General features: G+C 68.0%; 25 protein-coding genes and 1 riboswitch. Of the genes, 13 read left to right on the forward strand and 12 right to left on the reverse strand.

Features of this window, described 5'->3' with window-relative positions; genetic code table 11:
* Positions 1-78 precede the first annotated feature (78 nt).
* A complete protein-coding gene (locus ACFPMG_RS05920; RefSeq protein WP_376994295.1) occupies positions 79-345 on the forward strand; it encodes a hypothetical protein in 267 nt (88 codons plus the stop codon).
* A 9-nt stretch (positions 346-354) separates the two neighbouring features.
* Here ACFPMG_RS05920 and ACFPMG_RS05925 read toward each other — a convergent pair whose 3' ends face one another.
* Both ACFPMG_RS05925 and ACFPMG_RS05930 read right to left on the reverse strand, forming a co-directional pair.
* On the reverse strand, positions 355-915 hold the full coding sequence (locus ACFPMG_RS05925; protein WP_376994296.1) for a hypothetical protein: 561 nt from the start codon (positions 913-915) through the stop codon (positions 355-357).
* Between the two features lie 173 nt (positions 916-1,088).
* Positions 1,089-1,937 carry a branched-chain amino acid aminotransferase gene (locus ACFPMG_RS05930; RefSeq protein WP_376994297.1) on the reverse strand — a complete coding sequence of 283 codons (849 nt, stop codon included), beginning with the start codon at positions 1,935-1,937 and terminating at the stop codon, positions 1,089-1,091.
* 153 nt (positions 1,938-2,090) lie between these two features.
* Between ACFPMG_RS05930 and ACFPMG_RS05935 the strand changes: the two genes are divergently transcribed.
* Complete coding sequence (locus tag ACFPMG_RS05935) at positions 2,091-2,294, forward strand: hypothetical protein (protein WP_035675800.1); 204 nt, start codon at positions 2,091-2,093, stop codon at positions 2,292-2,294.
* An 87-nt stretch (positions 2,295-2,381) separates the two neighbouring features.
* On the opposite strand, the gene ACFPMG_RS05940 is transcribed toward ACFPMG_RS05935, so the two are convergent.
* From ACFPMG_RS05940 to ACFPMG_RS05960, 5 genes are all read right to left on the reverse strand, one after another.
* Complete coding sequence (locus ACFPMG_RS05940) at positions 2,382-3,158, reverse strand: succinate dehydrogenase iron-sulfur subunit (protein WP_014241601.1); 777 nt, start codon at positions 3,156-3,158, stop codon at positions 2,382-2,384.
* 30 nt (positions 3,159-3,188) lie between these two features.
* Entirely contained in the window at positions 3,189-4,970 is a 1,782-nt protein-coding gene (sdhA, locus tag ACFPMG_RS05945) for a succinate dehydrogenase flavoprotein subunit (protein WP_094303059.1), read from the reverse strand.
* Between the two features lie 6 nt (positions 4,971-4,976).
* Positions 4,977-5,372 carry a succinate dehydrogenase, hydrophobic membrane anchor protein gene (sdhD, locus tag ACFPMG_RS05950; RefSeq protein WP_014241602.1) on the reverse strand — a complete coding sequence of 132 codons (396 nt, stop codon included), beginning with the start codon at positions 5,370-5,372 and terminating at the stop codon, positions 4,977-4,979.
* A gap of 11 nt (positions 5,373-5,383) precedes the next feature.
* The gene (gene sdhC / locus ACFPMG_RS05955; RefSeq protein ID WP_109072269.1) at positions 5,384-5,773 is read right to left on the reverse strand and encodes a succinate dehydrogenase, cytochrome b556 subunit; all 390 of its coding nucleotides are present in this window, start codon (positions 5,771-5,773) and stop codon (positions 5,384-5,386) included.
* Positions 5,774-6,021: 248 nt separating this feature from the next.
* Positions 6,022-6,285, reverse strand: a complete 264-nt coding sequence (locus ACFPMG_RS05960) for a hypothetical protein (protein ID WP_014241604.1) — start codon at positions 6,283-6,285, stop codon at positions 6,022-6,024.
* Between the two features lie 132 nt (positions 6,286-6,417).
* Between ACFPMG_RS05960 and ACFPMG_RS05965 the strand changes: the two genes are divergently transcribed.
* Positions 6,418-7,437 (forward strand): aspartate-semialdehyde dehydrogenase, encoded by a 1,020-nt coding sequence (locus ACFPMG_RS05965; RefSeq protein ID WP_376994298.1) that lies wholly within the window; start codon positions 6,418-6,420, stop codon positions 7,435-7,437.
* A complete protein-coding gene (locus ACFPMG_RS05970; RefSeq protein WP_376994299.1) occupies positions 7,434-7,901 on the forward strand; it encodes an acetyltransferase in 468 nt (155 codons plus the stop codon). Before ACFPMG_RS05965 ends, ACFPMG_RS05970 begins: the two co-directional genes overlap by 4 nt.
* A gap of 5 nt (positions 7,902-7,906) precedes the next feature.
* On the opposite strand, the gene ACFPMG_RS05975 is transcribed toward ACFPMG_RS05970, so the two are convergent.
* Both ACFPMG_RS05975 and ACFPMG_RS05980 read right to left on the reverse strand, forming a co-directional pair.
* Positions 7,907-8,785 (reverse strand): NAD(P)-dependent oxidoreductase, encoded by an 879-nt coding sequence (locus tag ACFPMG_RS05975; protein WP_376994300.1) that lies wholly within the window; start codon positions 8,783-8,785, stop codon positions 7,907-7,909.
* Positions 8,786-8,796: 11 nt separating this feature from the next.
* Positions 8,797-9,201 (reverse strand): tellurite resistance TerB family protein, encoded by a 405-nt coding sequence (locus tag ACFPMG_RS05980; protein WP_014241609.1) that lies wholly within the window; start codon positions 9,199-9,201, stop codon positions 8,797-8,799.
* A 128-nt stretch (positions 9,202-9,329) separates the two neighbouring features.
* Here ACFPMG_RS05980 and ACFPMG_RS05985 point away from each other — a divergent pair, with 128 nt between their 5' ends.
* From ACFPMG_RS05985 to ACFPMG_RS06005, 5 genes are all read left to right on the forward strand, one after another.
* A complete protein-coding gene (locus ACFPMG_RS05985) occupies positions 9,330-10,277 on the forward strand; it encodes an AEC family transporter (protein ID WP_376994301.1) in 948 nt (315 codons plus the stop codon).
* 255 nt (positions 10,278-10,532) lie between these two features.
* A complete protein-coding gene (locus tag ACFPMG_RS05990) occupies positions 10,533-12,224 on the forward strand; it encodes a methyl-accepting chemotaxis protein (RefSeq protein ID WP_376994302.1) in 1,692 nt (563 codons plus the stop codon).
* A gap of 199 nt (positions 12,225-12,423) precedes the next feature.
* A complete protein-coding gene (locus tag ACFPMG_RS05995) occupies positions 12,424-12,822 on the forward strand; it encodes a hypothetical protein (protein ID WP_376994304.1) in 399 nt (132 codons plus the stop codon).
* Between the two features lie 67 nt (positions 12,823-12,889).
* Positions 12,890-12,994, forward strand: a riboswitch (SAM-I-IV-variant riboswitch).
* A 49-nt stretch (positions 12,995-13,043) separates the two neighbouring features.
* Positions 13,044-14,039: a homoserine O-succinyltransferase gene (locus ACFPMG_RS06000; RefSeq protein WP_376994306.1), complete on the forward strand. Its 996-nt coding sequence runs from the start codon at positions 13,044-13,046 to the stop codon at positions 14,037-14,039.
* Between the two features lie 900 nt (positions 14,040-14,939).
* Positions 14,940-16,619 carry a methyl-accepting chemotaxis protein gene (locus ACFPMG_RS06005; RefSeq protein WP_376994307.1) on the forward strand — a complete coding sequence of 560 codons (1,680 nt, stop codon included), beginning with the start codon at positions 14,940-14,942 and terminating at the stop codon, positions 16,617-16,619.
* Positions 16,620-16,645: 26 nt separating this feature from the next.
* Here the strand turns inward: ACFPMG_RS06005 and ACFPMG_RS06010 are convergent, their stop codons facing one another.
* Positions 16,646-19,414, reverse strand: a complete 2,769-nt coding sequence (locus tag ACFPMG_RS06010; RefSeq protein WP_376994308.1) for an ATP-dependent DNA helicase — start codon at positions 19,412-19,414, stop codon at positions 16,646-16,648.
* A 118-nt stretch (positions 19,415-19,532) separates the two neighbouring features.
* Between ACFPMG_RS06010 and mtgA the strand changes: the two genes are divergently transcribed.
* On the forward strand, positions 19,533-20,219 hold the full coding sequence (mtgA, locus tag ACFPMG_RS06015; protein ID WP_376994309.1) for a monofunctional biosynthetic peptidoglycan transglycosylase: 687 nt from the start codon (positions 19,533-19,535) through the stop codon (positions 20,217-20,219).
* A 155-nt stretch (positions 20,220-20,374) separates the two neighbouring features.
* Positions 20,375-21,199 carry a hypothetical protein gene (locus ACFPMG_RS06020; protein ID WP_376994310.1) on the forward strand — a complete coding sequence of 275 codons (825 nt, stop codon included), beginning with the start codon at positions 20,375-20,377 and terminating at the stop codon, positions 21,197-21,199.
* Between the two features lie 4 nt (positions 21,200-21,203).
* Here ACFPMG_RS06020 and ACFPMG_RS06025 read toward each other — a convergent pair whose 3' ends face one another.
* The gene (locus tag ACFPMG_RS06025) at positions 21,204-21,527 is read right to left on the reverse strand and encodes a DMT family transporter (protein ID WP_014241623.1); all 324 of its coding nucleotides are present in this window, start codon (positions 21,525-21,527) and stop codon (positions 21,204-21,206) included.
* A gap of 143 nt (positions 21,528-21,670) precedes the next feature.
* Between ACFPMG_RS06025 and ACFPMG_RS06030 the strand changes: the two genes are divergently transcribed.
* Both ACFPMG_RS06030 and ACFPMG_RS06035 read left to right on the forward strand, forming a co-directional pair.
* Complete coding sequence (locus ACFPMG_RS06030; protein WP_376994311.1) at positions 21,671-23,239, forward strand: lysine--tRNA ligase; 1,569 nt, start codon at positions 21,671-21,673, stop codon at positions 23,237-23,239.
* Between the two features lie 118 nt (positions 23,240-23,357).
* Positions 23,358-23,615, forward strand: a complete 258-nt coding sequence (locus tag ACFPMG_RS06035) for a hypothetical protein (protein WP_376994312.1) — start codon at positions 23,358-23,360, stop codon at positions 23,613-23,615.
* Between the two features lie 85 nt (positions 23,616-23,700).
* Here the strand turns inward: ACFPMG_RS06035 and ACFPMG_RS06040 are convergent.
* The coding region (locus ACFPMG_RS06040; RefSeq protein ID WP_376994314.1) for a hypothetical protein at positions 23,701-23,903 on the reverse strand (203 nt) is incomplete at its 5' end.

The raw sequence follows: 23,903 nt of genomic DNA on the forward strand, positions 1-23,903 counted from the left end.
ATTGGCGGCGGATGGATATAGCGTCCGGTCATGACCGGATTCGCCAGAACGCCACCACATCCGTCGCTTCTGGAAGATTTGGAACGCCGTCACGATGGCACGCCGCCCCTTGGCGCGCTGCGGGCGGCGGTTCTCGATGGAGCGGAGCGCTACGCCCTGCTGGCTCATGCCGCCGCGCTTCGCCTTCACGACCGGCTGGCCGCAGAGGCACGTTGCGGCTCGGCGCACCGCCGCCGCGCCCTGCCCGCTGACCGGACTGCCACCGATGTCTGGTTGGCCCGCCTCACCGCCGCGCTGACCGATCACCGCAACGCCGCCAGCGCGCTGGTCCGCGCGGGCGGGTAAACCGGCGCCTCAGACCGCCAGAGGGATGCCGGTCGTGCCCGTATCCGAGGCTGTCGTCCCCACGGTGGCGGGCATGGTCCGGGCCTTCCTTGCGCGCGGTTTGCGAACCGGCGCTGCGGGGGACGGGGCATCCACCGGTTCGGCTGCGTCCTCCACGGTCGAAGACACGGGGAGCGTCGGCGCCTCCACCGCTTCCGCGGCCTTGTTCCGGTCCGCAGCCCTTTTCAACACCTTGCTTTTGGAAAAGCCGGACTCGCGCAGCGCCGTTTTCAACTCCTCCCACGCCAGTCGGATTTCGGTGGCGAAGGCCCGCGCGTCGTCGTCGCGATGGGTTCGGAAATACTCCGCCGCTTCCCGCATCTGGGCCGGCAGGGTTTCCGCCCCGGCGCGCACCGCCTCGTTGCGCAGGCGGTTGTGACGGTCGTCCAGATAAGTGAGGATCTCCGACAACTCCTCCGGCGTGCAGTTTTTCTGCAGCTTGTCGTTGGCCACGGGCGCGGCCTTGTCAATCTTCCCGACCAGTTCCGAGCGACCGCGTTTCAGGTCCGGATCGTAGACGGTGCGGATCACCTGGATCACGCGGCGCCGTTCGCGGAATTGCATGCCCTTCCCCCTCGACAAAGTCCTTTGATGGACCGATTCACAGTTTCGGAGGAATCATGCCGCGGATCGGGCCGCCTATCAAGCCGGTTTTCGGGCCGCATACCGCCCGAAAACCGGCATCCAAGGTCAATCGACGCGGGTCAGCGGAAGGCGAATTCCCAATAGAGCGCCCGTGCTCGCGCCGCCAGGGGGCCGGGTTGCAGGGCGCGCTCTTCGACGCGGGTGACCGGCACCACCTTCGCGTAGTTGCCGGTGGAGAACACCTCGTCCGCTTCCAGAACGTCGCGGGCGCTCAGGGTGGCCTCCTCCACCGCCATGCCGTCGTCCCGCAACAGGGCGATCACGCGCTGGCGGGTGATGCCGTTGAGGAAAGTCCCGTTGTGCACCGGCGTGCGCACCACCCCGTCCTTGGCGATGAACAGGTTGGCCGTCGCGAACTCCGCCACGCTGCCGATGGGGTCGAGCATGATGGCGTTGTCGAATCCACGCTCCCGCGCCTCCTTCAGGGCCAGCCCGGCGTTGGGGTAGAGGCAGGCGGCCTTGGCCTCGGTCGGCGCCATGTCCGGTACGGGGCGGCGGCGACTGGACAGGCAGGCGGTGAAGCCCGCGGCGCTGGGCAGCGGCGCCTCGTAGACCGACAGGACGAAGCGCGTGCTCTCGGCGTCGGGCGCGACGAAGCCTTCCTCCGCGTAGAACATGGGCCGGATGTACAGTTCGGCTTCCTTGGGGAAGCGGCGGATGCCGTCCCAGCACAGCTCCTCGATCTCTCCGGCGGTCAGCATGGGGGCGAGGCCCATCACCTGGGCGGAGCGCACGACGCGGGCGCAGTGGCGATCAAGGTCCGGGGCGACGCCCTGGAAGGCGCGGGCGCCGTCGAAAACGACCGAAGACAGCCAGAGCGCGTGAGTCATCGGGCCGACAATGGCGGGGTTGCCCGCGATCCATTCGCCCTGGATGTAGCTCAACGCCTGACCGGCCGTGCTGCCCATGATCCTCTCCCTTTTTGGCTTCGGGTTGGTTCTATCCGGATGGTTCGCTCCCTCGAAAAGCATACCCCCTCATCGCCGCCGGTCAACCTGCGCAGACGGGCCAGCCGGACGGTTGATGCAGGACACCCTCATCACACCGGGAGCCACCGACCCATGGGCTGGACCTATTCGAGCGCCTTTCCGCAGCCGCTGCGCGCGGCCCCGCCCTTCCCGCCGCCGGGCCAGGACGTTCCCACTCCGGGCCCCCTGACCGACAACCCGGACCTGCCGACCCCCGGCCCGCAGGAGGACATGCCCTCCCCCCTGCCCAACGACGACCTGCCGCCGTCCCGGCCCACCGATCCCGACTTCGCCTGAGCCGCGACACCGCCGAAGGGCCAAAGCAAACGGGGCGCCCCCTTGCGGAGGCGCCCCGTTCCTCATCGGTGAACCGAAACGGACGGATCAGCGGCGCTGAACCATCAGCTTCTTGATCTCGGCGATGGCCTTGGCCGGGTTGAGACCCTTCGGGCACGCCTTGGTGCAGTTCATGATGGTGTGGCAGCGGTAGAGGCGGAACGGGTCCTCGAGGTTGTCGAGGCGCTCGCCCGTCATCTCGTCGCGGCTGTCGACGATCCAGCGGTAGGCCTGGAGCAGGATCGACGGGCCGAGGTAGCGGTCGCCGTTCCACCAGTAGCTGGGGCAGGAGGTCGAGCAGCAGAAGCACAGGATGCACTCGTAGAGACCGTCCAGCTTGGCGCGGTCCTCCGGCGACTGCAGGCGCTCGCGGCTCGGGGCCGGCGACTGCGACTGCAGCCACGGCTTGATCGAGGCGAGCTGGGCGTAGATGTGCTTCAGGTCGGGGACGAGATCCTTGACCACCGGCATGTGCGGCAGCGGGTAGATCTTGACATCGCCCTTCACCTCCTCGATGGCCTTCAGGCAGGCCAGCGTGTTGGTGCCGTCGATGTTCATCGCGCAGGACCCGCAGATGCCCTCGCGGCAGCTCCGCCGGAAGGTCAGGGTCGAGTCGATGTTGTTCTTGATGTAGATGATCGCGTCCAGGATCATCGGGCCGAACTTGTCGAGGTCGACGACGTAGGTGTCGACCCGCGGGTTCTGCCCGTCATCCGGCGACCAGCGGTAGATCTTGAAGGTCTTCGCCCGCTTGGCGCCGCTGGCGGCGTTGATGGTCTTGCCGACGCCGACCTTGGAATTGGCGGGCAGGTTGAATTCGACCATGGTTCGTATCCTTGCCTTGCTCTTGCCGCCTTAGTAGACGCGGGCCTTGGGCGGGAACACCTGCACCTCGTCGGTCAGGGTGTAGAGATGGACCGGGCGGTACCCGATCTTCGTCTCGCCCTTGTCCGACACCTCAATGACGGTGTGCTTCATCCAGTTCTCGTCGTCGCGGTCCGGATAGTCCTCGCGGGCATGCGCGCCGCGGCTCTCCGGCCGGTTCTTCGCCGAGTGGAGCGTGGCGACCGCCTGGTACAGCAGGTTGTCCAGCTCGATGGCTTCGACGAGGTCGGAGTTCCAGACCAGAGACCGGTCGCTGATCGCCATGTCGCTCTTCTTCGCGAAGGTCTGGTCGATGAGCCTGACGCCCTCCTCCAGCACCTCGCCGGTGCGGAAGACCGCGCAGTTGTTCTGCATGGTCCGCTGCATCTCCAGGCGAAGCTCCGACGACTTGATGGAGCCCTTGGCGTTGCGGATTCGGTCGAAGCGCTCCAGCGCGACGTCGGTCGCGGCGGCGGACGACGACACCGACTTCCCCTTCTCGACGATCTCGGCGGCGCGGATGGCCGCCGAACGGCCAAACACCACGAGGTCGAGCAGCGAGTTGGAGCCCAGGCGATTCGCGCCGTGCACCGACACGCAGGCCGCCTCGCCGATGGCCATCAGGCCGGGCACCACGCGATCCGGGTCCTCGGCGGTCGGGTTGACCACCTCGCACCGGAAGTTGGTGGGGATGCCGCCCATGTTGTAGTGCACCGTCGGTAGAACCGGGATCGGTTCCTTGGTGACGTCCACGCCGGCGAAGATCTTGGCCGTCTCGGCGATGCCGGGCAGGCGCTGGTGGATGATCTCCGGCGGGAGATGCTCCAGGTGCAGGTGGATGTGGTCCTTGTGCTCACCGACGCCGCGGCCCTCGCGGATCTCGATGGTCATCGAGCGGGACACCACATCGCGCGAGGCGAGGTCCTTGGCCGACGGCGCGTAGCGCTCCATGAAGCGCTCGCCGTTGGAGTTGGTGAGGTAGCCGCCCTCGCCGCGCACGCCCTCGGTGATGAGGCAGCCGGAGCCGTAGATGCCGGTCGGGTGGAACTGCACGAATTCCATGTCCTGCAGCGGCAGGCCGGCGCGCAGCACCATGCCGCCGCCGTCGCCCGTGCAGGTGTGGGCCGAGGTGGCGGAGAAGTAGGCGCGGCCGTAGCCGCCCGTCGCCAGAACGACGAGCTGGGCGCGGAAGCGGTGGATGGTGCCGTCGTCGAGGTTCCAGGCCACCACGCCCTTGCAGACACCGTCCTCCATGATGAGGTCCAGCGCGAAATACTCGACGAAGAACTCCGCCTCGTGCTTCAGCGACTGCTGGTAGAGGGTGTGCAGGATGGCGTGGCCGGTGCGGTCGGCGGCGGCGCAGGTGCGGTAGGCCTGCTGCTTGCCGTAATGGGCGGTCATGCCACCGAAGGCGCGCTGGTAGATCTTGCCTTCCGGCGTGCGCGAGAAGGGCACGCCGTAGTGCTCCAGCTCGATGATCGCCGGGATGGCCTCGCGGCACATGTACTCGATGGCGTCCTGGTCGCCCAGCCAGTCCGACCCCTTGACGGTGTCGTACATGTGGAAGCGCCAGTCGTCCTCGCTCATGTTGCCGAGCGCGGCGGAGATGCCGCCCTGGGCGGCCACGGTGTGCGAGCGGGTCGGGAAGACCTTGGTGATGCACGCCGTCTTCAGGCCCTTCTCGGCCATGCCGAAGGTGGCGCGCAGGCCCGCACCGCCGGCACCGACGACGACGACGTCATAGGAATGATCGATAATATCGTAGGCGGCCATGGCTCGTCAGGCTCCGAACGAAATCTTGAGGACGGCGATGACGCAGGCGGCACCCAGCACGAAGCACAGGGCTTTCACGGCCAGGATGCTCAGGATCTTCGCCATCTCGTTGTGCACGTAGTCCTCGATCACCACCTGCAGCCCGGCCTGGGCGTGGTGGAAGGTGACCACGGCGGTCAGCACCATCATCAGCGCCGAGAAGGGCGACTCCAGCCACGCGACGAAGGCCGCGTGGTCGGCGCCCAGATGGCGGATCACGCCGAAGACGAACCAGATGGTCAGCGGAACCAGGGCGATGGCGGTGACGCGCTGGTGCCACCAATGCTCGGTGCCGTGCTTGGCGGAGCCCAGGCCGCGCGCGATCTGCAGCGGCGAGCGGAGGGTCTTGCTGTTGGACGCCATGTCTTCTCTCCTCACCACACGGCCAGGCCGATGATCCAGGTCAGCACGGTCAGCACGGCCGCCGCACCGATGACGATCTGGTTGCCGCGCTCGGCCTCGCTCAGCTCGAACGACTTGCCGGCGTCCCACACCAGATGCCGGATGCCGTTGCACAGGTGGTAGTAGAGCGCCAGCGACCAGCCGAACATCAGCAGCAGCCCGAAGAACGAGCCGATGAAGTGCTGCGCGCGCTCGTACGCGGCGGGGCTGGTGGCGGCGGCGACCAGCCACCAGGTCAGCAGAAGGGTCCCGACGGCCAGCCCCACGCCCGTGATGCGGTGCGTGATGGACAGGAGCGCGGTCCTGGGAAGTTTGTAGACTTGCAGATGCGGAGAGAGCGGCCGACCGCTGCCGTTTGCCATTGCGTCGTCCTCAGTTCGGCGACCGGTCGCGGCAAGGAGGGCTGTTGCCGCGACGGCGGGTGATGCGAGACCGAAAGTTTTAAGCCCTGCTGTGTTTGGCGATTGAATTACGCCTCTACCGCACACGAGTCAACGGCAGGGACTTGGCCGTGGCCAAAATGGCGCACCGCGGGAAGTGCCTGAAAACTAACGGGCTTTGCTGCAGCTGGTATTACCAGGGCGCGGATGCTGATTTGCCGTTCAGCCTATTACTTGTCGAAGCGGCGAACATTCTCCACCATCATCGAATACATCTGGGTAATCAGCTCCGCCGGACGCAGCCGGCCGAAGGGGATGTTCTCCTTGGCCCACTCCACCAGCCCCTCGGGCGGGCGGACCGGAGCGACCTCGTAGCCGGCCTTCTTCAGCGCGTTCATCACCGAGCGCGCCTGCTTGGTGTAGTCCTCGTTGAAGAAGGACTTGTCCGCGTCCTTGATCGCCTTGGCGATGATGTCTTCGAGCGGAGTGGCCATGCCCCGGTGTGCCGGTCGCGGTCGTTCGTGATAGGGCGGACACGGTGTCACAACGCGGGCGCTGTTGCAATTCCATTGGGAACCGCATACCTCAAGCCCTCCTCGCACCGCATATCACAGGGATTAACCGCCATGGGCTACACAGTCGCGGTCGTCGGCGCCACCGGCAACGTCGGACGGGAAATGCTGGCCACCCTCGCCGACCGCCGGTTCCCGGCCGACGCGGTGATCGCCCTGGCCGCCGACAGCGCGGTCGGCAAGGAGGTGTCCTTCGGCGAAGACGCGGTGCTGAAGGTCGAGGACGTCGGCCGCTTCGACTTCAAGGGCGTGGACATCGCGCTGTTCGCCGCGGACGCCAAGGTTTCGGCGGCCCACGCGCCGCGCGCCGCCGCGGCGGGCGCCGTGGTGATCGACGCCAGCCCGCAGTTCCGCATGGACCCCGACGTCCCGCTGGTGGTCCCGGAGGTCAACGGCGACGCGCTCGCCGGCTACGCGAAGAAGAACATCGTCGCCAGCCCCGGAGGTGCTGCCATCCTGCTCGCCATGGCGCTGAAGCCCCTGCACGAGCAGGTCACGGTGAGCCGCGTCGTCGTCTCCACCTATCAGGCGGCCTCGGACGCCGGCAAGGAGGGCATGGACGAGCTGTTCAGCCAGACCCGCGCCATCTACGTGAACGACCCGGTGCAGAAGTCCGTCTTCTCCAAGCAGATCGCCTTCAACGTCATCCCGCACATCGGCCCCTTCATGGAGGACGGCGCGACGCGGGACGAGTGGGCGATGAACGTCGAGACGAAGAAGATCCTCGACCCCAAGATCAAAGTGAGCGCGACCTGCGTTCGCGTCCCGGTCTTCATCGGCCATTCCGCCGCGATCACCATCGAATGCGTGGAGCCGGTGACCGCCGAGGAGGCGCGCCAGATCCTGCGCAAGGCGCCGGGCATGCAGGTGATCGACCAGCACGACAACGAGGGCTACATCACCCCGGTCGAGGTCGCCGGCGACGACCCGGTCTTCGTCAGCCGCATCCGTGAGGATTACACGGTGGACAACGGCCTGTCCTTCTGGGCCGCCACCGACAACCTGCGCAAGGGCGCCGCGCTCAACGCCGTGCAAATCGCCGAGCTGCTGGTGAAGGAGTATCTCGACGCGTGATCCCGATCCGTCCCTCCCGCCCGGACGACGCCCCGGCGCTCTTTGCCGTCTGGCTCGCCGCGGTGCGCAGCACGCACGACTTCCTGAGCGAGGAGGACATCGGCTTCTACGCCGACCTCGTGCGCGACCAGTATCTTCCGTCGGCGGCGCTCATGGTCGCGGTGGACGGCGACGACCGGCCGGTCGGCTTCCTGGGCATGAGCGGGTGCCGGATCGACACGCTGTTCGTCGATCCGGCGTGGCACGGCCAGGGGATCGGCCGTGCCCTGGTCGCTTACGCGTTGGACAGCGGGCAGGGACTGACGGTCGACGTGAACGAGCAGAACAGCGCCGCACGGGCTTTCTATCGGCGCCTCGGCTTCCGGGAAATCGGGCGCTCCGCGCTGGACGACAGCGGCCGCCCATTTCCCTTGCTGCATCTCGCCCTCGATGGCTCCGGCCGACGCGAACCGACCGAAGCCTGAAAGGCTTACTTGACGAACAGCCGGTAGAGGGCGGAGTGGTCCAGCCCGCCGTCGCCCTGCTCGGCCAGCAGTTCGAACAGCTCCAGGCTCAGGCCCAGCGCGGGAAGCTGGATGCCGGACTCCTCCGCCAGTTCCTCCGCCTGTTTCAGGTCCTTGATCTGGGTGACCACGCGACCGCCCGGCGTGAAGTCGCCGGAGACCATGCGCTGGCCGTGCAGCTCCAGGATGCGCGACTCGGCGAAGCCGCCTCGGATGGCGTCGCGGACCTTGCCCGGCTCCACCCCCGCCGCCTTGGCCAGCGCCAGCGCCTCGGCCACCGCGCCGATGCTCAGCGCGACGATCACCTGATTGGCCATCTTGGCGACCTGCCCGGCCCCGCTGTCGCCGACATGGGTGATGCGCTGGCCCATCGCCTGGAACAGCGGCAGGGCGCGGGCGAAGGCCTCCTCCGTGCCGCCGGCCATGATGGTCAGGGTGCCGGCCTCCGCCGCCACCGTGCCGCCGGACACCGGGGCGTCGACCCAGTCCGCGCCCCTGGCACGGACCGCCTCGGCCAGCTTGCGGGTCGCCCCGACCGCCGTGGTGCCCATGTCGATGACGAGATGGCCGGGCCGCAGCGCGTCGATCAGGGCCGCGGCCACCGCTTCCACCGCCACCGTGTCCGACAGCATCAGAACGATGGCGTCGGCGCGGGCGGCGACCTCGGCGGGTCCGGCGGCGGGGCTCATTCCCTCGGCCGCCAGTTCCTCGACCGGGCCGGGGCTGCGGCTGCTGATCACCAGGGCAGCGCCGGCCTTCGCCAGATTGCGGGCCATCGGCCGGCCCATCAGGCCCAGCCCAATGACGCCGACCGTCCGCCCCGCCAGACCTGTCTGTCCGGTCATGTCCCGGTCCGTCACAGGCGGGTGTGGCGCGCCCGCGCGCCGCGTTCGATGGCGGCGGCGCACAGCCGGTCCACGCCCAGCTTGTGCCGGATCAGCTCCAGCATCCGCAGCTCCTCCTGCGAGGCCGACGGGTCCGCCGCGGCGATGTCGCAGGCGAGCGCGTAGGCGGTCTCGGACAGCTTGGACGGAATGGCCTCCTTGACGATCTGGAGCGTCGTCTCCAGCCCGTCGGCGTCGGCCAGCAGGCCGGAGCATTCGCGGGTCACGTCGGTCAGCCGGTCGATGTCGAAATCCTTGAAGATCGGCAGGTAGCGGACGTTCTCGCCGATGGCCTCAAGCTCCGCGTCCGTCATGTCGCCGTCGCACGCCGACACCAGCACCATGACGTAGATGAGCGCGCTGTGGTGGTTGATCATCGAAACTCCTGCGGAAAAGGGCCCTGCCCAATCTTGCCCGTGCCCCGCGCGCCGTCAAGGGAGCCATGTCTCCGACGGAAGGGTGGGTCCCTCGACAGGAGACGGGCTGCCCCTTAAGGTCGGGCCCCATGTCGGTGGTCTTCAACGTGGCGCTCCCGGTCTTCGCCATCATCCTGGCGGGCGTCCTTTCCGGTAAGGCGAAGCTGCTCGGTCCCGCCTCGTCGGAGGCGTTGAACAAGTTCGTCTACTGGATGGCCCTGCCGCCGGTGCTGTTCCTCGGCACCGCGAAGCGCTCGCTGTCGGAGATCTTCAACGGCCCCTTCATCGGCGCCTTTCTCGGCTCGATGCTGGCGGTCTACGCGCTGGGCGCCCTGCTCGGCTGGCTGATCCATCGGGAGCGGACGCAGATCCAGTGCATGCAGGGGCTGAACGCCTGCTTCTCCAACACCGGCTACATGGGCATCCCGCTGTTCCTGGCGGCCTTCGGCCCGGACCGTCTGGCCCCGGCCATTCTCGCCACCGTCATCATGAGCGCGGTCATGGTCGGCATCGCGGTGATCTGGCTGGAGTTCGCCAACAGCCAGGGCGGCGGCATCGGCAAGGCGTTGCGCGACGTCGGCCGGGCGCTGCTCAAGAACCCGCTGATCATCTCCACGGCCCTGGGGCTCGCCTGGTCGGTCTTTCTGTCCGGCGTGCCGGTGCCGCGCCCGATCGCCATCTACTGCGACCTGATGGGCGCCTCCGCCGGTCCCTGCGCCCTGTTCGCCATCGGCCTGTTCCTGGCGACCCAGAGCCTGAAGGCCAACCTGCTGGAGGTCGGCTGGATCAGCGCCCTGAAACTGGTGGTGCAGCCGGCGCTGGCGTGGTTCCTCATCCAGACGCTGTTCCCGCTGGACCCCTTCTGGGCCGGGTCGGCCATCATCCTCGCCGGCCTGCCCACCGGCGCCCTGACCTTCGTGGTGGCCAGCCAGTACCGCATCTATGTGGAGCGCACCTCCGCCGCGATCCTGATGTCCACCATCGCCAGCGTGGTCACCCTGTCCTTCCTGCTGGCCACCTACGCGCCGCCGCTCTGAACCTTGACTTGCGGTTGCCCGGTCGCGCTCGCCTCTCCGGCTGCTTATCCTTCCCGACACAGAGACATCATTGAACAAGTGTCATGCAGAACACGCCGCGCCGGCCTTGCATATTTTTTAATAATTGTTGCTTCATCATTTGACACAGGCAAGTCTAACACCCCACACATGGACGTCTGGACTGCCAAATACTTTCGTTCAGACTCATAACAATCGACCACCGCCGCATCGTTTCGGGGGAAAGAGATACGCGCCATGTCCATGCTGAGTTCCATGACCATCCGGACCAAGGTGGTCGCCGCCACCGTCTGTGTCCTGCTGATGTCGGTCGCCTTGGGACTGTTCGCCGTTGACCGGCTGAGCACCGTCAACCACGCCGCTGAGGAAATCCGCTCCAACTGGCTGCCCAGCGTCACCGCCATCGGGGAGATCGACGGTGCGGCCAACGATTACCGCATCCTGGAGGCGTCCCATATCCTGGCGCTCTACCCCGCGGAAATGGCCGAGGTCGAAAAGGAAATGACCACGGCTCTAAACCGCTTGGCGGAGGCGCGGCGGAAGTATGAACCGCTGTTGGCCCCCGGTTGGGAAACCCAGACCTTCAAGCGCTGGGAGGCCGCCTGGGACAGCTATCTCAAGATCAGCCAAGGCAAGCTGCTTATCTCCTCCCGGGCCAACGAAAACGAGAAGGCCACGGGCATCTACCGGGAGGACTCGCGCAAGGCGTTCGACGAATGCTCCGCGCTCATCAACGAGCTGACCGCCTCCAACGTCCAGAACGCCACGAAGGCGGCGGACGCGGGACGGACCACCTATGTCGGGGCGCGGAACTGGATTCTGGGCGCCATCGCGTTCGTGGCGGTTCTCTGCCTGTTCGCCGGCATCGCCATGACGAAGTCGGTCGCCCGGCCCATCGTCGCCCTGACCTCCATCATGGACCGTCTGGCCAAGCGCGACCTCGGCGTCGCGGTGGAGGGCGGCGCCCGCCAGGACGAGATCGGCGCCATGGCCCGCGCGGTGCAGGTCTTCAAGGACGGCCTGATCGAGGCGGAACGGCTGACCGCCGCCCAGGCCGCCGAGGAGGAGAACAAGCGCCGCCGTACTGAGCGGATCGATTCGCTGATCCGCAACTTCGACGGCGCGGTGCACAGCGTCCTGCAGACCGTGGGCGCTGCGGCATCGCAGCTCGACACCACCGCCCGCAGCATGACCGACATCGCCGAACACACGCGGGCCGAGGCGGGCAGTGCGGCGGCAGCGGCCGAGCTGACCTCCGCCAACGTGCAGACCGTCGCCGCCGCGTCGGAGGAGATGGCCGCCTCCATCACCGAGATCTCCCAGCAGGTGTCGCAGTCGGCCGGCATCGCCGGCAAGGCGGTGGACGAGGCCGACCGCACCAACGCCACCGTGCAGGGGCTGTCGGAAGCGGCCCAGCGCATCGGCGACGTGGTGGATCTGATCCAGAACATCGCTGCCCAGACCAACCTGCTGGCTCTGAACGCCACCATCGAGGCGGCACGAGCGGGCGAGGCCGGCAAGGGCTTCGCCGTCGTGGCGAGCGAGGTCAAGAGCCTCGCCAACCAGACCTCCAAGGCGACGGAGGAGATCGCCCAGCAGATCGGCGCCATCCAGGCGGCCACCGGCGGGGCGGTCGGCGCCATCCGCGGGATCGGGGCGACCATCTCCTCGATCAACGACATCTCCTCCTCCATCGCCGCCGCCATTGAGGAGCAGGGTGCGGCGACCCAGGAGATCAGCCGCAACGTCCAGCAGGCGGCGCAGAGCACCCAGGAGGTGACCAGCAACATCGGCCGCGTGTCGCAGGCCGCGACCGAGACCGGCAGCGCCGCAAGCCAGGTGATGTCGGCCTCCGGCGACCTGAACCAGGGGGCGATGCGCCTGAAGAGCGAGGTGGAGAGCTTCCTCGTCGCCATCAAGGCCGCCTGAGGGCCGCAAGACAGGACCGGTGGGCGGCCGCGGGACCGTCCACCGGCAGCCCCGCCGCGGCATGGGCTCCGGCGTCCCGCGTCTCCTCATACTTTCGAAGAAGCGCGCGGCAATCGGTTTGACAACCGGCGGCTGTCGCGGCACTCCATGACCGTCACTGGTCATTGTCTCATCAAGAATACACAATGGAGGAGCCGCCATGCTGGGCATCTATGCGCAGCACGCGCAGACCTATTTGCTTGTCCTGATGACAAGCACGACGCTTTTCTTCGCCATCCCGATTTTCATCGCGCCGCTCGCCTGGGCTCGACTGATGCTGTGGCGCATCCCGCAGGACACCGACCTCGCCGTCTATTTCGGCCGCTGCCTCGGGGCGTTCATCCTGATCGTCGAGTTCCTGATGCTGCGCGGCGCAACGACGGTGGAGGCGACCGCCTATGCCTTCGACGTTCTGTTCTGTGTGTTCGGGCTGATGCTGGCGGTCCATGTCTATGGCGCCATCCGGCGCATCCAGCCGATCACCGAAACGCTGGAGATCGGCTTCTGGGCGCTGCTGCTCCTGCTCAACACATGGTTCTACCCGGCCTTTCCCGTTTGACGAAATCCCGGTTCCGCCGCCGTTGCCCCACTCCTGTTGCCAAGCCGCCGCTGCCCGTATAATGTGCACCGCGCATCAAGAGTTGAGCGGACGCTCAACGCCAACCTGCTTTCCCGAGCAAGGTGGCGTCCCGAAGGGGGATGTGGCCGGACCGGCAAACAAACGGGGTTCGCCATGACGTCTGTTCCGACCGATGCACCGACAGCGGAGCCGGACGAGTCATGCCCATCAAGATACCCAACGATCTTCCCGCCTTCACCGCCCTCCAGGCCGAGGGCGTCATGGTCATGCAGGAGGCCGACGCCATCCGGCAGGACATCCGGCCCCTGCGCTTCGGCCTGCTCAACCTGATGCCCGACAAGATCCGGACCGAGACGCAGATCGCACGCCTTCTCGGCAGCACGCCGCTTCAGGTCGAGCTGTCGCTGATCCGGATCACCAACCATGTGCCGCGCAACACCGCGGCCGACCATATGAGCGCCTTCTACCGGTCGTGGGAGGACGCGCGCCGCGAAAAGTTCGACGGCTTCATCATCACCGGGGCCCCGGTCGAGACGATGCCCTTCGAGGAGGTGTCCTACTGGGACGAGCTGTGCTCGGTCTTTGACTGGACGCAGAGCCACGTTCATGCCTGTCTGAACATCTGCTGGGCGGCGCAAGCCGCCGTTCATCACTTCCACGGCGTGCCGAAGCATCTTCTGCCGCGCAAGGCGTCCGGCGTGTTCCGGCACCGCAACCGCGCCCCCGCCTCGCCCTACCTGTGCGGCCTGTCCGACGGCGTGCCCATCCCGGTCTCGCGCTGGACCGAGGTGCGCGAGGAGGACCTCCCGCCCGAAAGCGGACTGCGCGTGCTCCTGGATTCCCCGGAGACCGGCCCCTGCCTGCTGGAAGACGCCGCCCACCGCTCGCTGCACATGTTCAACCACATCGAGTACGACACGGACACCCTGCGCAACGAGTATGTCCGGGACGTCGCCAAGGACGCGGCCACGCCGGTGCCGCAGGGCTATTTCCCCGACGACGATCCCAGCCGCCCGCCCGAGAACCGGTGGCGGAGCCACGCCCATCTGCTGTTCGCCAACTGGATCAACCAGATCTACCAGACGACGCCCTTCGACCTCTCGCGCATCGGCGCGGACCGGCCGGACGGGGGCCGCCCCACTCTCCACCGTCAAGCCGTACAGCGCCGCCACCAAGTGGCCCTTGGCGCGGGGTGACAGCCGGCGCCCCCGGTCGGCCAGCTCCGGCTCGACAAGGGCGACCGCCTCGCTCGGCAGCGCGAGGTCGAGCACCGGCCGGGAGGCGGCCTCCCGCGGCGGAAGCGGAAGGGCACCGTCGCGGACTCCAGCCGGCCGGCCGCCGTCCGCATGCTGCCCCGTCCCGTCAGCAGCCAGTTCATGTCGATGCCGAGGGCGGCCAGTTCCGACAGGGTCTTCTCCTTCGGCAGCTTGCCGCTCAACTCATGGGACTGCCATGTGTTCTCCCCGAGACGTGTTCTCCCCGAGACGAAATCGGCGAAACATTGTTTTTTTTATGTCTCACCAACAAATTCGCGCACGGTTTTGAACCGATCCCCAAGCTGCACCATGCCGGTTTCTCCCAAACCTTGAGAAGAAGCCTCCATTTCCAAGGTAAACTTGCCTCCCACGGCGCCCCGCTCGCGGCGAGACCGTTCGTAGTCAGCGCCTGCGCACGACACTATAAACCGTGTATCCCCGAAGGGCGTTCAGGTACTGCACCGGTAGAGTAGCGAATTCTCCTTCACCGCATGCGAGAGCACGGCGGCCATGATGACTGGAGGACGCCAATTTCTTCAGGACCGACGTCTTCAGAGGCGTCCCGCGAATCTCTCCGCGCGGTCGCCTCTCGGCCGCCGACCAATTCTTCAACTTACCGCAGAACATCTCGGCTTTTGCATTTCCCATCCGCGAGCCCATGCGGCCGGGCGTGTGGAGCGTCTGAGGCTTCGCCTCACTGTCACACAATGAACAATTTTGCCGCAACCGGTTCGTTGCAAGAATCGTAATTCTCGACGAAGACAAGAAAAATAAAAACCCTGCTTCGGTGAGCACGCGAGGAAACCGACCACCAAAACAACATAAAAGTGAAAAAGCATCATGAATGACATCAGCGTCAGAACAAAAACGTTCGCTGTTTTTGCGTTTCTATCCCTGCTTCTCGCTGGTATCGGCGCCTTGGGAATCAACCGGTTGTCGGTGGTCAACGACAGATCGACTGAAATCGCCAGCTTCTGGATGCCGCGGGTCGTTCAGGTCAACGTCGTGAACGACGCCGTGTCGAACTTCCGAATCCTGCAGAGCACCCACATTCTCAGCGCCACCGAGACGGAGATGACCGCGGTGGAGAAGCGGATGGACGAGATGGAAGCCAGCATCGCCAACGCCCGCCGGACCTACGAGGCGACGCTGCGCACCGCCGAAGGGCGCGGGCTGTTCGCCCAGTTCGAACAGCAATGGGCGCAGTATCTCACCCTGCACCGTCAGATCACCGCCCTGTCGCGGCGCAACGAGAACGCCGCCGCCAACGCCCTGTTCCGCGACGCGGCCGACAAGGGCTTCCAGGAGGTCGGGCGGACGCTCAACGTCATGATCGATCACAACAACCGCGGGGCCGCCAAGGCGAGCGGCGACGCCGACGCCGTCTACGCCCAGTCCAGCACGATGCTGATCGTCGCGCTGGTCATCGGCATCGCCGTCTGCCTGGGCGGCGCGCTGATGATGATCCGCGGCGTCTCCTCGCCGGTCGGCGCGATGACCGAGGCGATGCGCCGGCTGGCCAGCGGCGACAAGACGACGGCGATCCCCTTCGCCAACCGCGGCGACGAGATCGGCGCCATGGCCACCGCGGTCCAGGTCTTCAAGGACGGGCTGATCGAGGCCGACCGGCTGGCCGCCGAGCAGGCCGCCGAGCAGGCCGCCAAGCTGCGGCGGACCGAGGCGGTCGAGCGGCTGATCGCCTCCTTCGAGGAGCAGGTCGCCGACGCACTGCGCAACGTCGCCGCCGCCGCGACCGAGCTGGACACCACCGCCCAGAGCATGGCGGCCACCGCCCGTCAGACCAACGACCAGGCGGCCAACGCCGCCGCCGCCGCGGAGCAGACCAGCGCCAACGTGCAGACGGTGGCCAGCGCCGCGGAGGAGATGTCCAGCTCCATCGGGGAGATCGGGTCGCAGGTCACCCGCTCCACCGGCATCGCCGGCCAAGCGGTGCAGGAGGCCGGGCGCACCACCGACTCCGTGCGCGGGCTGGCCGACGCCGCGCACCGCATCGGCGCGGTGGTGCAGCTCATCACCAACATCGCCGGCCAGACCAACCTTCTGGCGCTCAACGCGACGATCGAGGCGGCCCGCGCGGGCGAGACCGGCAAGGGCTTCGCCGTCGTGGCGTCGGAGGTGAAGCAGCTCGCCAACCAGACCGCCCGGGCGACGGACGAGATCGCCTCGCAGATCCAGGCGATCCAGGAGGCCACCGCCGGCTCGGTCGGCGCCATCGAGGGGATCGGCCGCACCATCGCGGCGATCAACGAGATCTCCACCTCCATCGCCGCCGCGATCGAGGAGCAGTCCGCGGCGACCAACGAGATCTCGCGCAACGTCCAGCAGGCGGCGATCGGCACGCGCGAGGTGTCCAGCAACATCGCCCAGGTGACCGAGGCCGCCGGCACCACCGGGGCCGCCGCCCATCAGGTGCTGGGTGCGGCCGGCGGGCTGGCCTCCCAGGCGGAGAACCTGCGCCGCGACGTGGAGAGCTTCCTGGCGGCGATCCGCGCCGCCTGAGGCGCTGTCCAATTCCTGCGGGGCCTTCACCAGCCCCGCAGGAACTCCGCCGTCGCCTCCACCGCCTCCTTGATGCCGACGCGGCGCACCTCCACACCCTCGGGGAAGGCGCCGAACAGGCGGCTGGGCATCATCGGGTCGAGCAGGACGAACACCCCGGTGTCGTCGGCCCGCCGGACCAGCCGGCCGAAGGCCTGCTTCAGCCGCAACCGCGCGATCATGTCCTCGTAGCGCCGCCGCCCGAAGGCGTCGCGGCGGGCGCGGTGCAGGATGTCGGGGCGCGGCCAGGGCACGCGGTCGAACACGATCAGCCGCAAGCTGCGGCCCGGCACGTCCACCCCGTCGCGCACCGCGTCGGTGCCGAGCAGGCAGGCGTGCTCCTCCCCCCGGAAGATGTCGATCAGGGTCGCCACGTCCAGCGGGTCGACATGCTGGGCGTAGAGCGGGATGCCGGTGGCGTCCAGCGGCTCCACGATGCGGTCGTAGACGGCGCGCAGCCGGCTGATCGCGGTGAACAGCCCGAGCCCGCCGCCCCCCGCCGCCTGGAACAGCGTGCGGTAGGCCGAGGCCACCTGCCCCAGATCGTCCTTGCGCACGTCGGTGACCACCATCACCCGCGTGCGGTTGGGGTAGTCGAAGGGCGAGGGCACCTGGGCGCGCAGCGCCGGCTTCGGCAGGTGGCTGGCGCCGCAGCGGTCCTCCGCCGCCTGCCAGTCCATGGCGGTGTCGCCGGTGCCGTCGGTCAGCGTGGCGGAAGTGACCACCATGCCGTGCGCCGGCCCGGCCAGCGCCTCCGCGAAGGGCACGGTCGGGTCGATCCAGTGGCGGTAGAGCCCGACGTCGACGTCGCGCCCGTCGATCCGCTCCACCGCGAACCAATCGACGAACTGCGCCGGGGTCTCCACCGGCAGGGTCTTCAGCATGGCCCGCCACGCCTCGACCGTCAGCACGCCGCGCCGGGTCAGGCTGCGCGCCATGGCGTCGATGCGCCGCCGCTGGTCGCTGTCCAGCTCCGCCGTCTCGTCCTCCAGCCTTGCCGCCAGCCGCTTGGCCAGCCCGGCCAACGGTTCCGCCAGCCGGACCAGCGCCGCCTCCAGCGCCTCCGCGGCGTCGAGCAGCCCGTCCACCGGATAGGCCTTGTCGGCCTCCAGGCTGTAGGGGCCGCCCTGCCCCGCGGTGCGGGAATAGACCTGCCGCCGCGCGGCGAGCAGGAAGGCCTCGGTCGGCCCCTGCGGATTGTCGGCGGACAGCCGCGCCGCCCAGCCCTCCGCCGGCAGGACGCGGGCGCCCAGCATCACCGCGTCCATCAGCTCCTGCGCGCGCTCGTCGCTGGCCACCAGATCCTCGATGCGGCGCTTCAGCCCGCGGGCGCGGCTGCGCCCGGTCTCCTCCGCCCCCAGCAGCCAGCGCCGCAGCTCCTGGGTCTCGCGCCCGGTCAGATGCCCGGCGAAGGCGCTGTCCGCCGCGTCGAAGACATGGTGCCCCTCGTCGAAGACGTAGCGGGTGGGCAGCGTCGGCTCCTCGCCGCCGCCGAGCGCCGCCTGCACCATGACCAGCGCGTGGTTGGCGATCACCACGTCGGCCTTGCGGGCGCGGCGCACGCTCTTCTCGATGTAGCAGCGGGCGTAATGGTCGCAGGCGGAATAGATGCACTCGCCCCGCCGGTCGGCGAGGCCCAGCGTCCGCCCGCGCCCGGCGATGTCGACCAGCCAGCCGGGAAAGTCGCCGCCGGTGAGGTCGCCGTCCCGCGTCGCCGCGGCCCAGCGCGCCATCAGCCCCACCCCGATGGCGTGGTGCGGCTGCATCGGCATGCCCCGGACGGCCTCCTCCAGGTTCAGCAGGCACAGGTAGTTCTCCCGGCCCTTGCGCAGCACGACCTTGCGCGCCTTGGTCGCCGGTTCGGGGTAGAGGCGGTCCAGTTCCGCGTCGATCTGGTGCTGGAGGTTGCGGGTGTAGGTGGAGATCCACACCGTGCCGCCGTTCTTCTCCGCCCACACCGTGGCCGGCGCCAGATAGCCCAGCGTCTTGCCGACGCCCGTTCCGGCCTCCGCCAGCACGACGTTCGGCGTGTCGGGGGCGGAGCGCGGGGCGAAGGCGGCGGACACCGCGCTGGCGTAGTCGGCCTGCTGCGGCCGCGGCTCGGCCACCTTGCCGGGCACGCTGGCCGACAGCATCACCGACAGCCGGCGGCGCGCCTCGTCCGGCTCCACCGGGTGGTGGGCCGGCGGCGGCTCGGGCGGGCCGTCCTGCCAGTCCTTGATGCGGGTCCAGACGCGCAGGCCGGCGCGGCCGGCGCCCTTCTCCGGCCCGTCCGGCTTGCCGAGCGCCGCCAGCACGGCGGGTGCCCACAACCAGCCGGCGCGCCCCATCTCCCAGGCGAAGGCCACCGGGTCGGACGCCTCCTCCCGCCCCGGCGTGCCGAGCAAACCCAGCAGCTTGCGCACCGCCCGGTGCAGGGCCAGCGCATCGTCCTCCAGCCCGTCGGGGATCGGCAGGTCCAGCGCCTCGGCCAGCCCGCGCGGGGTCGGCACGCAGAAGCGGGCGGGCAGCACGAAGGCGAACAGCTCCAGCAGGTCGAAGGCGGCGAAGGGCTCGGTCCCCAGCCGCCGCGCCATCGCCCTGGCGTGGCAGACCAGCGGCGGCTGGCGGCGCGCCCGCTTGACCGCCGCCGCGGGCGCCAATTCCTCCACCTCGCCGTCGCCGGTCAGCAGAACCACGCGCCGCGCGCCGGCGACCAGGGCCGGCGCGTCATCAAGGCTGAAGGACGGGAGGGAGGGCGCCGAGGTCAGATCCATGGCGCGCAGTATAGTGGCCCCCGCCGCTGCAATGCGAGCAAACCCGTGTTGACCGATCGGCCCGCCCCCTCGAAAGTGCTCCACCGTCCTTGAGCGTCGCAGAGGAGAGGTCGAGCGCATGCGGTTTCCGGTCCGGCGTCTGCTGAGACTCCTGATGGCCCTGGCCGTCGCCCTGGTGGCCTTCAGCGTCGGCTGGGCGGCGCTCTACCGCGTGGTGCCGGTGCCGGCCACGCCGCTGATGCTGATCCGCGCCGCCGGGGGCTCCGGGCTGGCGCACGATTGGGTGCCCATGTCGCAAATATCCCCCCACCTCGCCCGCGCGGTCATCGCGTCGGAGGACACGCTGTTCTGCGGTCATGGCGGCTTCGACTGGGCGGCCATCGAGGGCGCCTTCGAGGACAACGAGGAGGGCCGGCGCCTGCGCGGCGGCAGCACGATCAGCCAGCAGACCGCCAAGAACGCCTTCCTCTGGCCGGACCGCAGCTGGACCCGCAAGGGCGCGGAGGCGTGGTTCACCCTGCTGATCGAGACGCTGTGGCCGAAGAGCCGCATCCTGGAGGTCTATTTGAACAGCGTGGAGTGGGACGACGGCGTCTACGGCGCCGAGGCCGCCGCCCGCCACCATTTCAAGAAGCCGGCCTCGGCCCTGACCCGCCGCGAGGCCGCCCTGTTGGCCGTCGTCCTGCCCAATCCCCGCAACTGGTCCCCGAACCCGCCCGGCGCCTATGTGGCGCGGCGGGCGGGGGTCATCGAGCGGCGCATGGCGGTGGTGGAACGGGACGGGCTGGCGGATTGTGCGCGCTAGCTTTCGATCATCGCCGCTCAACCTGGGAACTTGTCAATCGACCGCCAATACAGCCTGTGGTAAAGTTCCTCGATTGCCACACATGGCCACAGGGTGATCCGGTACGCCGACACTCTCCAATCATTGGCAAGCCTCGGCAACGGGAGAGCCGTCAGATGAACGTCACGGAGCCATCGGTGGGTGCGGCCCGGCAGCCGGCCCCCCTGTCCGCCACAACACCGTCCGCTTCCAAGAGCGTGGTGGGGACAAAGGACACGACCGGCGGCTCCCCCGACGGCGCACGCGATGCCGCTGCGGTCGTCACGCTGTCGGAGACGGCCCAGGCGTCCCTGGTGACCCAGACGGCGGCCCAGAGCGTGGGCAAGAAGGATTTCACGACCGTCGCCAAGGACGCGCGGGCGGCCATCGACGCCAAATATGCGGAGCTGGCGGCGAACGGCAAGCCGATGGACTACATGCACGCCACCCAGGAAAGCTGGGACACCGTCTATGGCGGACTTGACCGCCGCGCCCTCTTCGCCATCGCCAGCAACAGCGACGGCAGCTTTTCCAAGGACGAGCAGGACACCGCCCAATCGATCATGTCGCAACAGCAGGGGCAGGCCATGATGGCCGCGGACCCGACGGGCAACGATCACGCCGCCCGCTTCCGGGCCGGCGTCGCCTTCCTGGAGGGAGTCAGCGACGAGGAGAAGGCATCGGCCAACTGGGCGGTCCAACGCGCCGCCAACCAGTTCGGCTATGAGCAGTCGATGCGGAGCAGCGGCCGGGAACCGGACGATCTCGACAGCGAGAGCCCGCTGGTCGCCATGATCAAGGGGGCGATGGACCGTCTCAAGGACACGTCGCCCGGGTCCGTCGCCACCGGCGGCTATGTCAAGGATCTGAAGGACATGCCCCTGTTCCGCGACGGCGTGCCGGCGGTGGCGGCCGGCCCTGGTCCATTTCCCCCGATCAGGGCGCTCGACATCCGGGCATGAGGATCTACGCCCCTCCCCCCGACATCCGCAAACTCACCACCCCCGCCACGATCAGCAGGATTCCCGCCAGCTTCAGGAAATTCAGCGACTCGCCGAACACCCACACGCCGATCGCCGCGATGGCCGCCGTGCCCACCGCGGACCAGATGGCGTAGGCCACGCCCACCTCGATCTCGCGCAGCGCCTGGGCCAGCATCGCGAAGGCCACCAGGTAGCAGGCCACCACCGCCAGGCTCGGCCACAGGCGGGTCATGCCGTCGGACATCTTCATGGCGACGGTGCCCACGATCTCGAAGGCGATGGCGACGGACAAAAACAGCCAGCTCATGCGGGTCCTCGACGGATGATCATCTTCCAGAAATGCGCGCAAACCGTAGGACGGACAAGCGCGGCGCCCGTTGACGGACGGCACGGACGGCCCTAGGGTCGCTGCCTTTCTACACTTCCGTCGAGTTTTGAAGGGGCTCTACCATGACCGGCGAGCGGGAATTGGCGTTGCAGGCGAAGGCGTGGCCGTTCGAGGAGGCGCGCAAACTCGTCGCGCGCTTCGCGAAAGAGCCGCCGGCCAAAGGCTACGTCCTGTTCGAGACCGGCTACGGTCCGTCGGGCCTGCCGCACATCGGCACCTTCGGCGAGGTTGCGCGCACCACCATGGTCCGTCAGGCCTTCCAGCGGATGAGCGACATCCCGACCAAGCTCTTCTGCTTCTCCGACGACATGGACGGGCTGCGCAAGGTCCCGGACAACATCCCGAACAAGGAGCTGGTGGCCGCCAGCCTCGGCAAGCCGCTGACCCAGGTCCCCGACCCGTTCGGCACGCACGACAGCTTCGGCGCGCACAACAACGCGCGGCTGCGCGCCTTCCTCGACAGCTTCGGCTTCGAGTACGAGTTCCAGTCCTCCACCGACTGGTACAAGTCGGGCCGCTTCGACGAGGCGCTGCTCGGCGTGCTGCGGCGCTATGACGAGATCATGGCCGTCATGCTGCCGACGCTGGGCGAGGAGCGCCAGCAGACCTACAGCCCGTTCCTGCCCGTCTCCCCCTCCACGGGGCGCGTGCTGCAGGTCCCGGTGCTGGAGCGCGACGTGGACGCCGGCACCATCGTCTTCCAGGACGAGGACGGCAAGAAGGTCGAGGTTCCCGTCACCGGCGGCCATGTGAAGCTCCAGTGGAAGCCCGACTGGGGCATGCGCTGGTACGCGCTGGGCGTCGATTACGAGATGTACGGCAAGGACCTGATCCCGTCGGCCGAACTGGCCGGAAAGATCGTCAACATCCTCGGCGGCACCCCGCCGCAGGGCTTCAACTACGAGCTGTTCCTCGACGACAAGGGGCAGAAGATCTCCAAGTCCAAGGGCAACGGTCTGACCATGGAGGAGTGGCTGGCCTACGCCCCGCCGGAGAGCCTCGCCCTCTACATGTTCCAGAAGCCGAAGTCGGCCAAGCGCCTGTATTTCGACGTGATCCCGCGGGCGGTGGACGAGTATCTGGCCTTCGTCGCCAAGCTGCCGGTGGAGGAGCCGGCCAAGGCGCTGGAGAACCCGGTCTGGCACATCCACAACGGCACGGCGCCGTCGGTGCGCTCGGACGTGTCCTTCAACCTGCTGCTCAACCTCGCCGGGGCGGCGAACGCCGAGACCAAGGACGTGATGTGGGGCTTCATCAGCCGCTACGCGCCCGAGGCGACGCCGGAGAACAGCCCCTTCCTGGACAAGCTGGTCGGCTACGCCGTCCGCTACTACCAGGATCAGGTGAAGCCGACGAAGCGCTTCCGCGCCCCCACCGACGCCGAGCGCGCCGCGCTGGAGGATCTGCTGACGCGGCTGGACGCCGTCCCCGCCGACGCGGCGGGCGACGTCATCCAGCACGAGGTCTTCGCGGTCGGCAAGGAGCACGGCTTCACCGAGCTGCGCGCGTGGTTCCAGGCGCTCTACGAGGTGCTGCTCGGCCAGACCACCGGCCCGCGCATGGGCTCCTTCATCCAACTCTACGGCCTGGACGAGACCAAGGCGCTGATCCGCGAGAAGCTGGCCGCCTGACCATCGTCTCCTTTCCCCTCCCCCGTGCCGCGGCCCGCCGCGGGGGAGGGTTTTCCCAGCGGACCGGCAAGCCTCACAAACAATTCGCTGAACGCACAAACCGCGCCCAAGGGAGGCGGTGCTCCAGGGCGTGCCCGGATGGATATCGCACAGCATTCGGCGAGACTTCACCCGCCACCGTTCCGGTCACAAACAATATTTCCAGTCTGATCGTTTGCATTTCCATCATCCGGCCATGCGGCTCGAATGTGTGCAAACGGTCGAAATCCTGCCCACCCGCTGGGCAAACAACATTTTATTCCCGCATCGCCATGCGCACACCGCACCGCACCAATACCAACTTGGTATTACCATCCGCCAAGGTCAAAGCCTATGATCCGCCCCGTTACTGCTTTTGCAGTGCGTTTCCTCCCTAAACTCTTCAAGGCCGCGCCCCATCGGGGTTGCGGCCCTTTTTCTTTTCAGCCTCCGTTTTTCGCCGCTTTCCCATCGCCGGCCGACGGCGTGACTGGCGGCACAGGGTATGGTTGCGCCCGGCCGGCGCTGCCGGCAAGTTCGGCGCCATTAGCAGGGCGCGGAAAAACGGGCTGATGCAGTGCCTTTGCCTCCGCTAAGGCTTGAAAAAGGCGTTTTTGCCGCCCGTTTTGGTCGGAATGGAGCGTTT

The organism is Azospirillum himalayense, from assembly GCF_042657465.1.
GTDB lineage: Bacteria > Pseudomonadota > Alphaproteobacteria > Azospirillales > Azospirillaceae > Azospirillum > Azospirillum himalayense.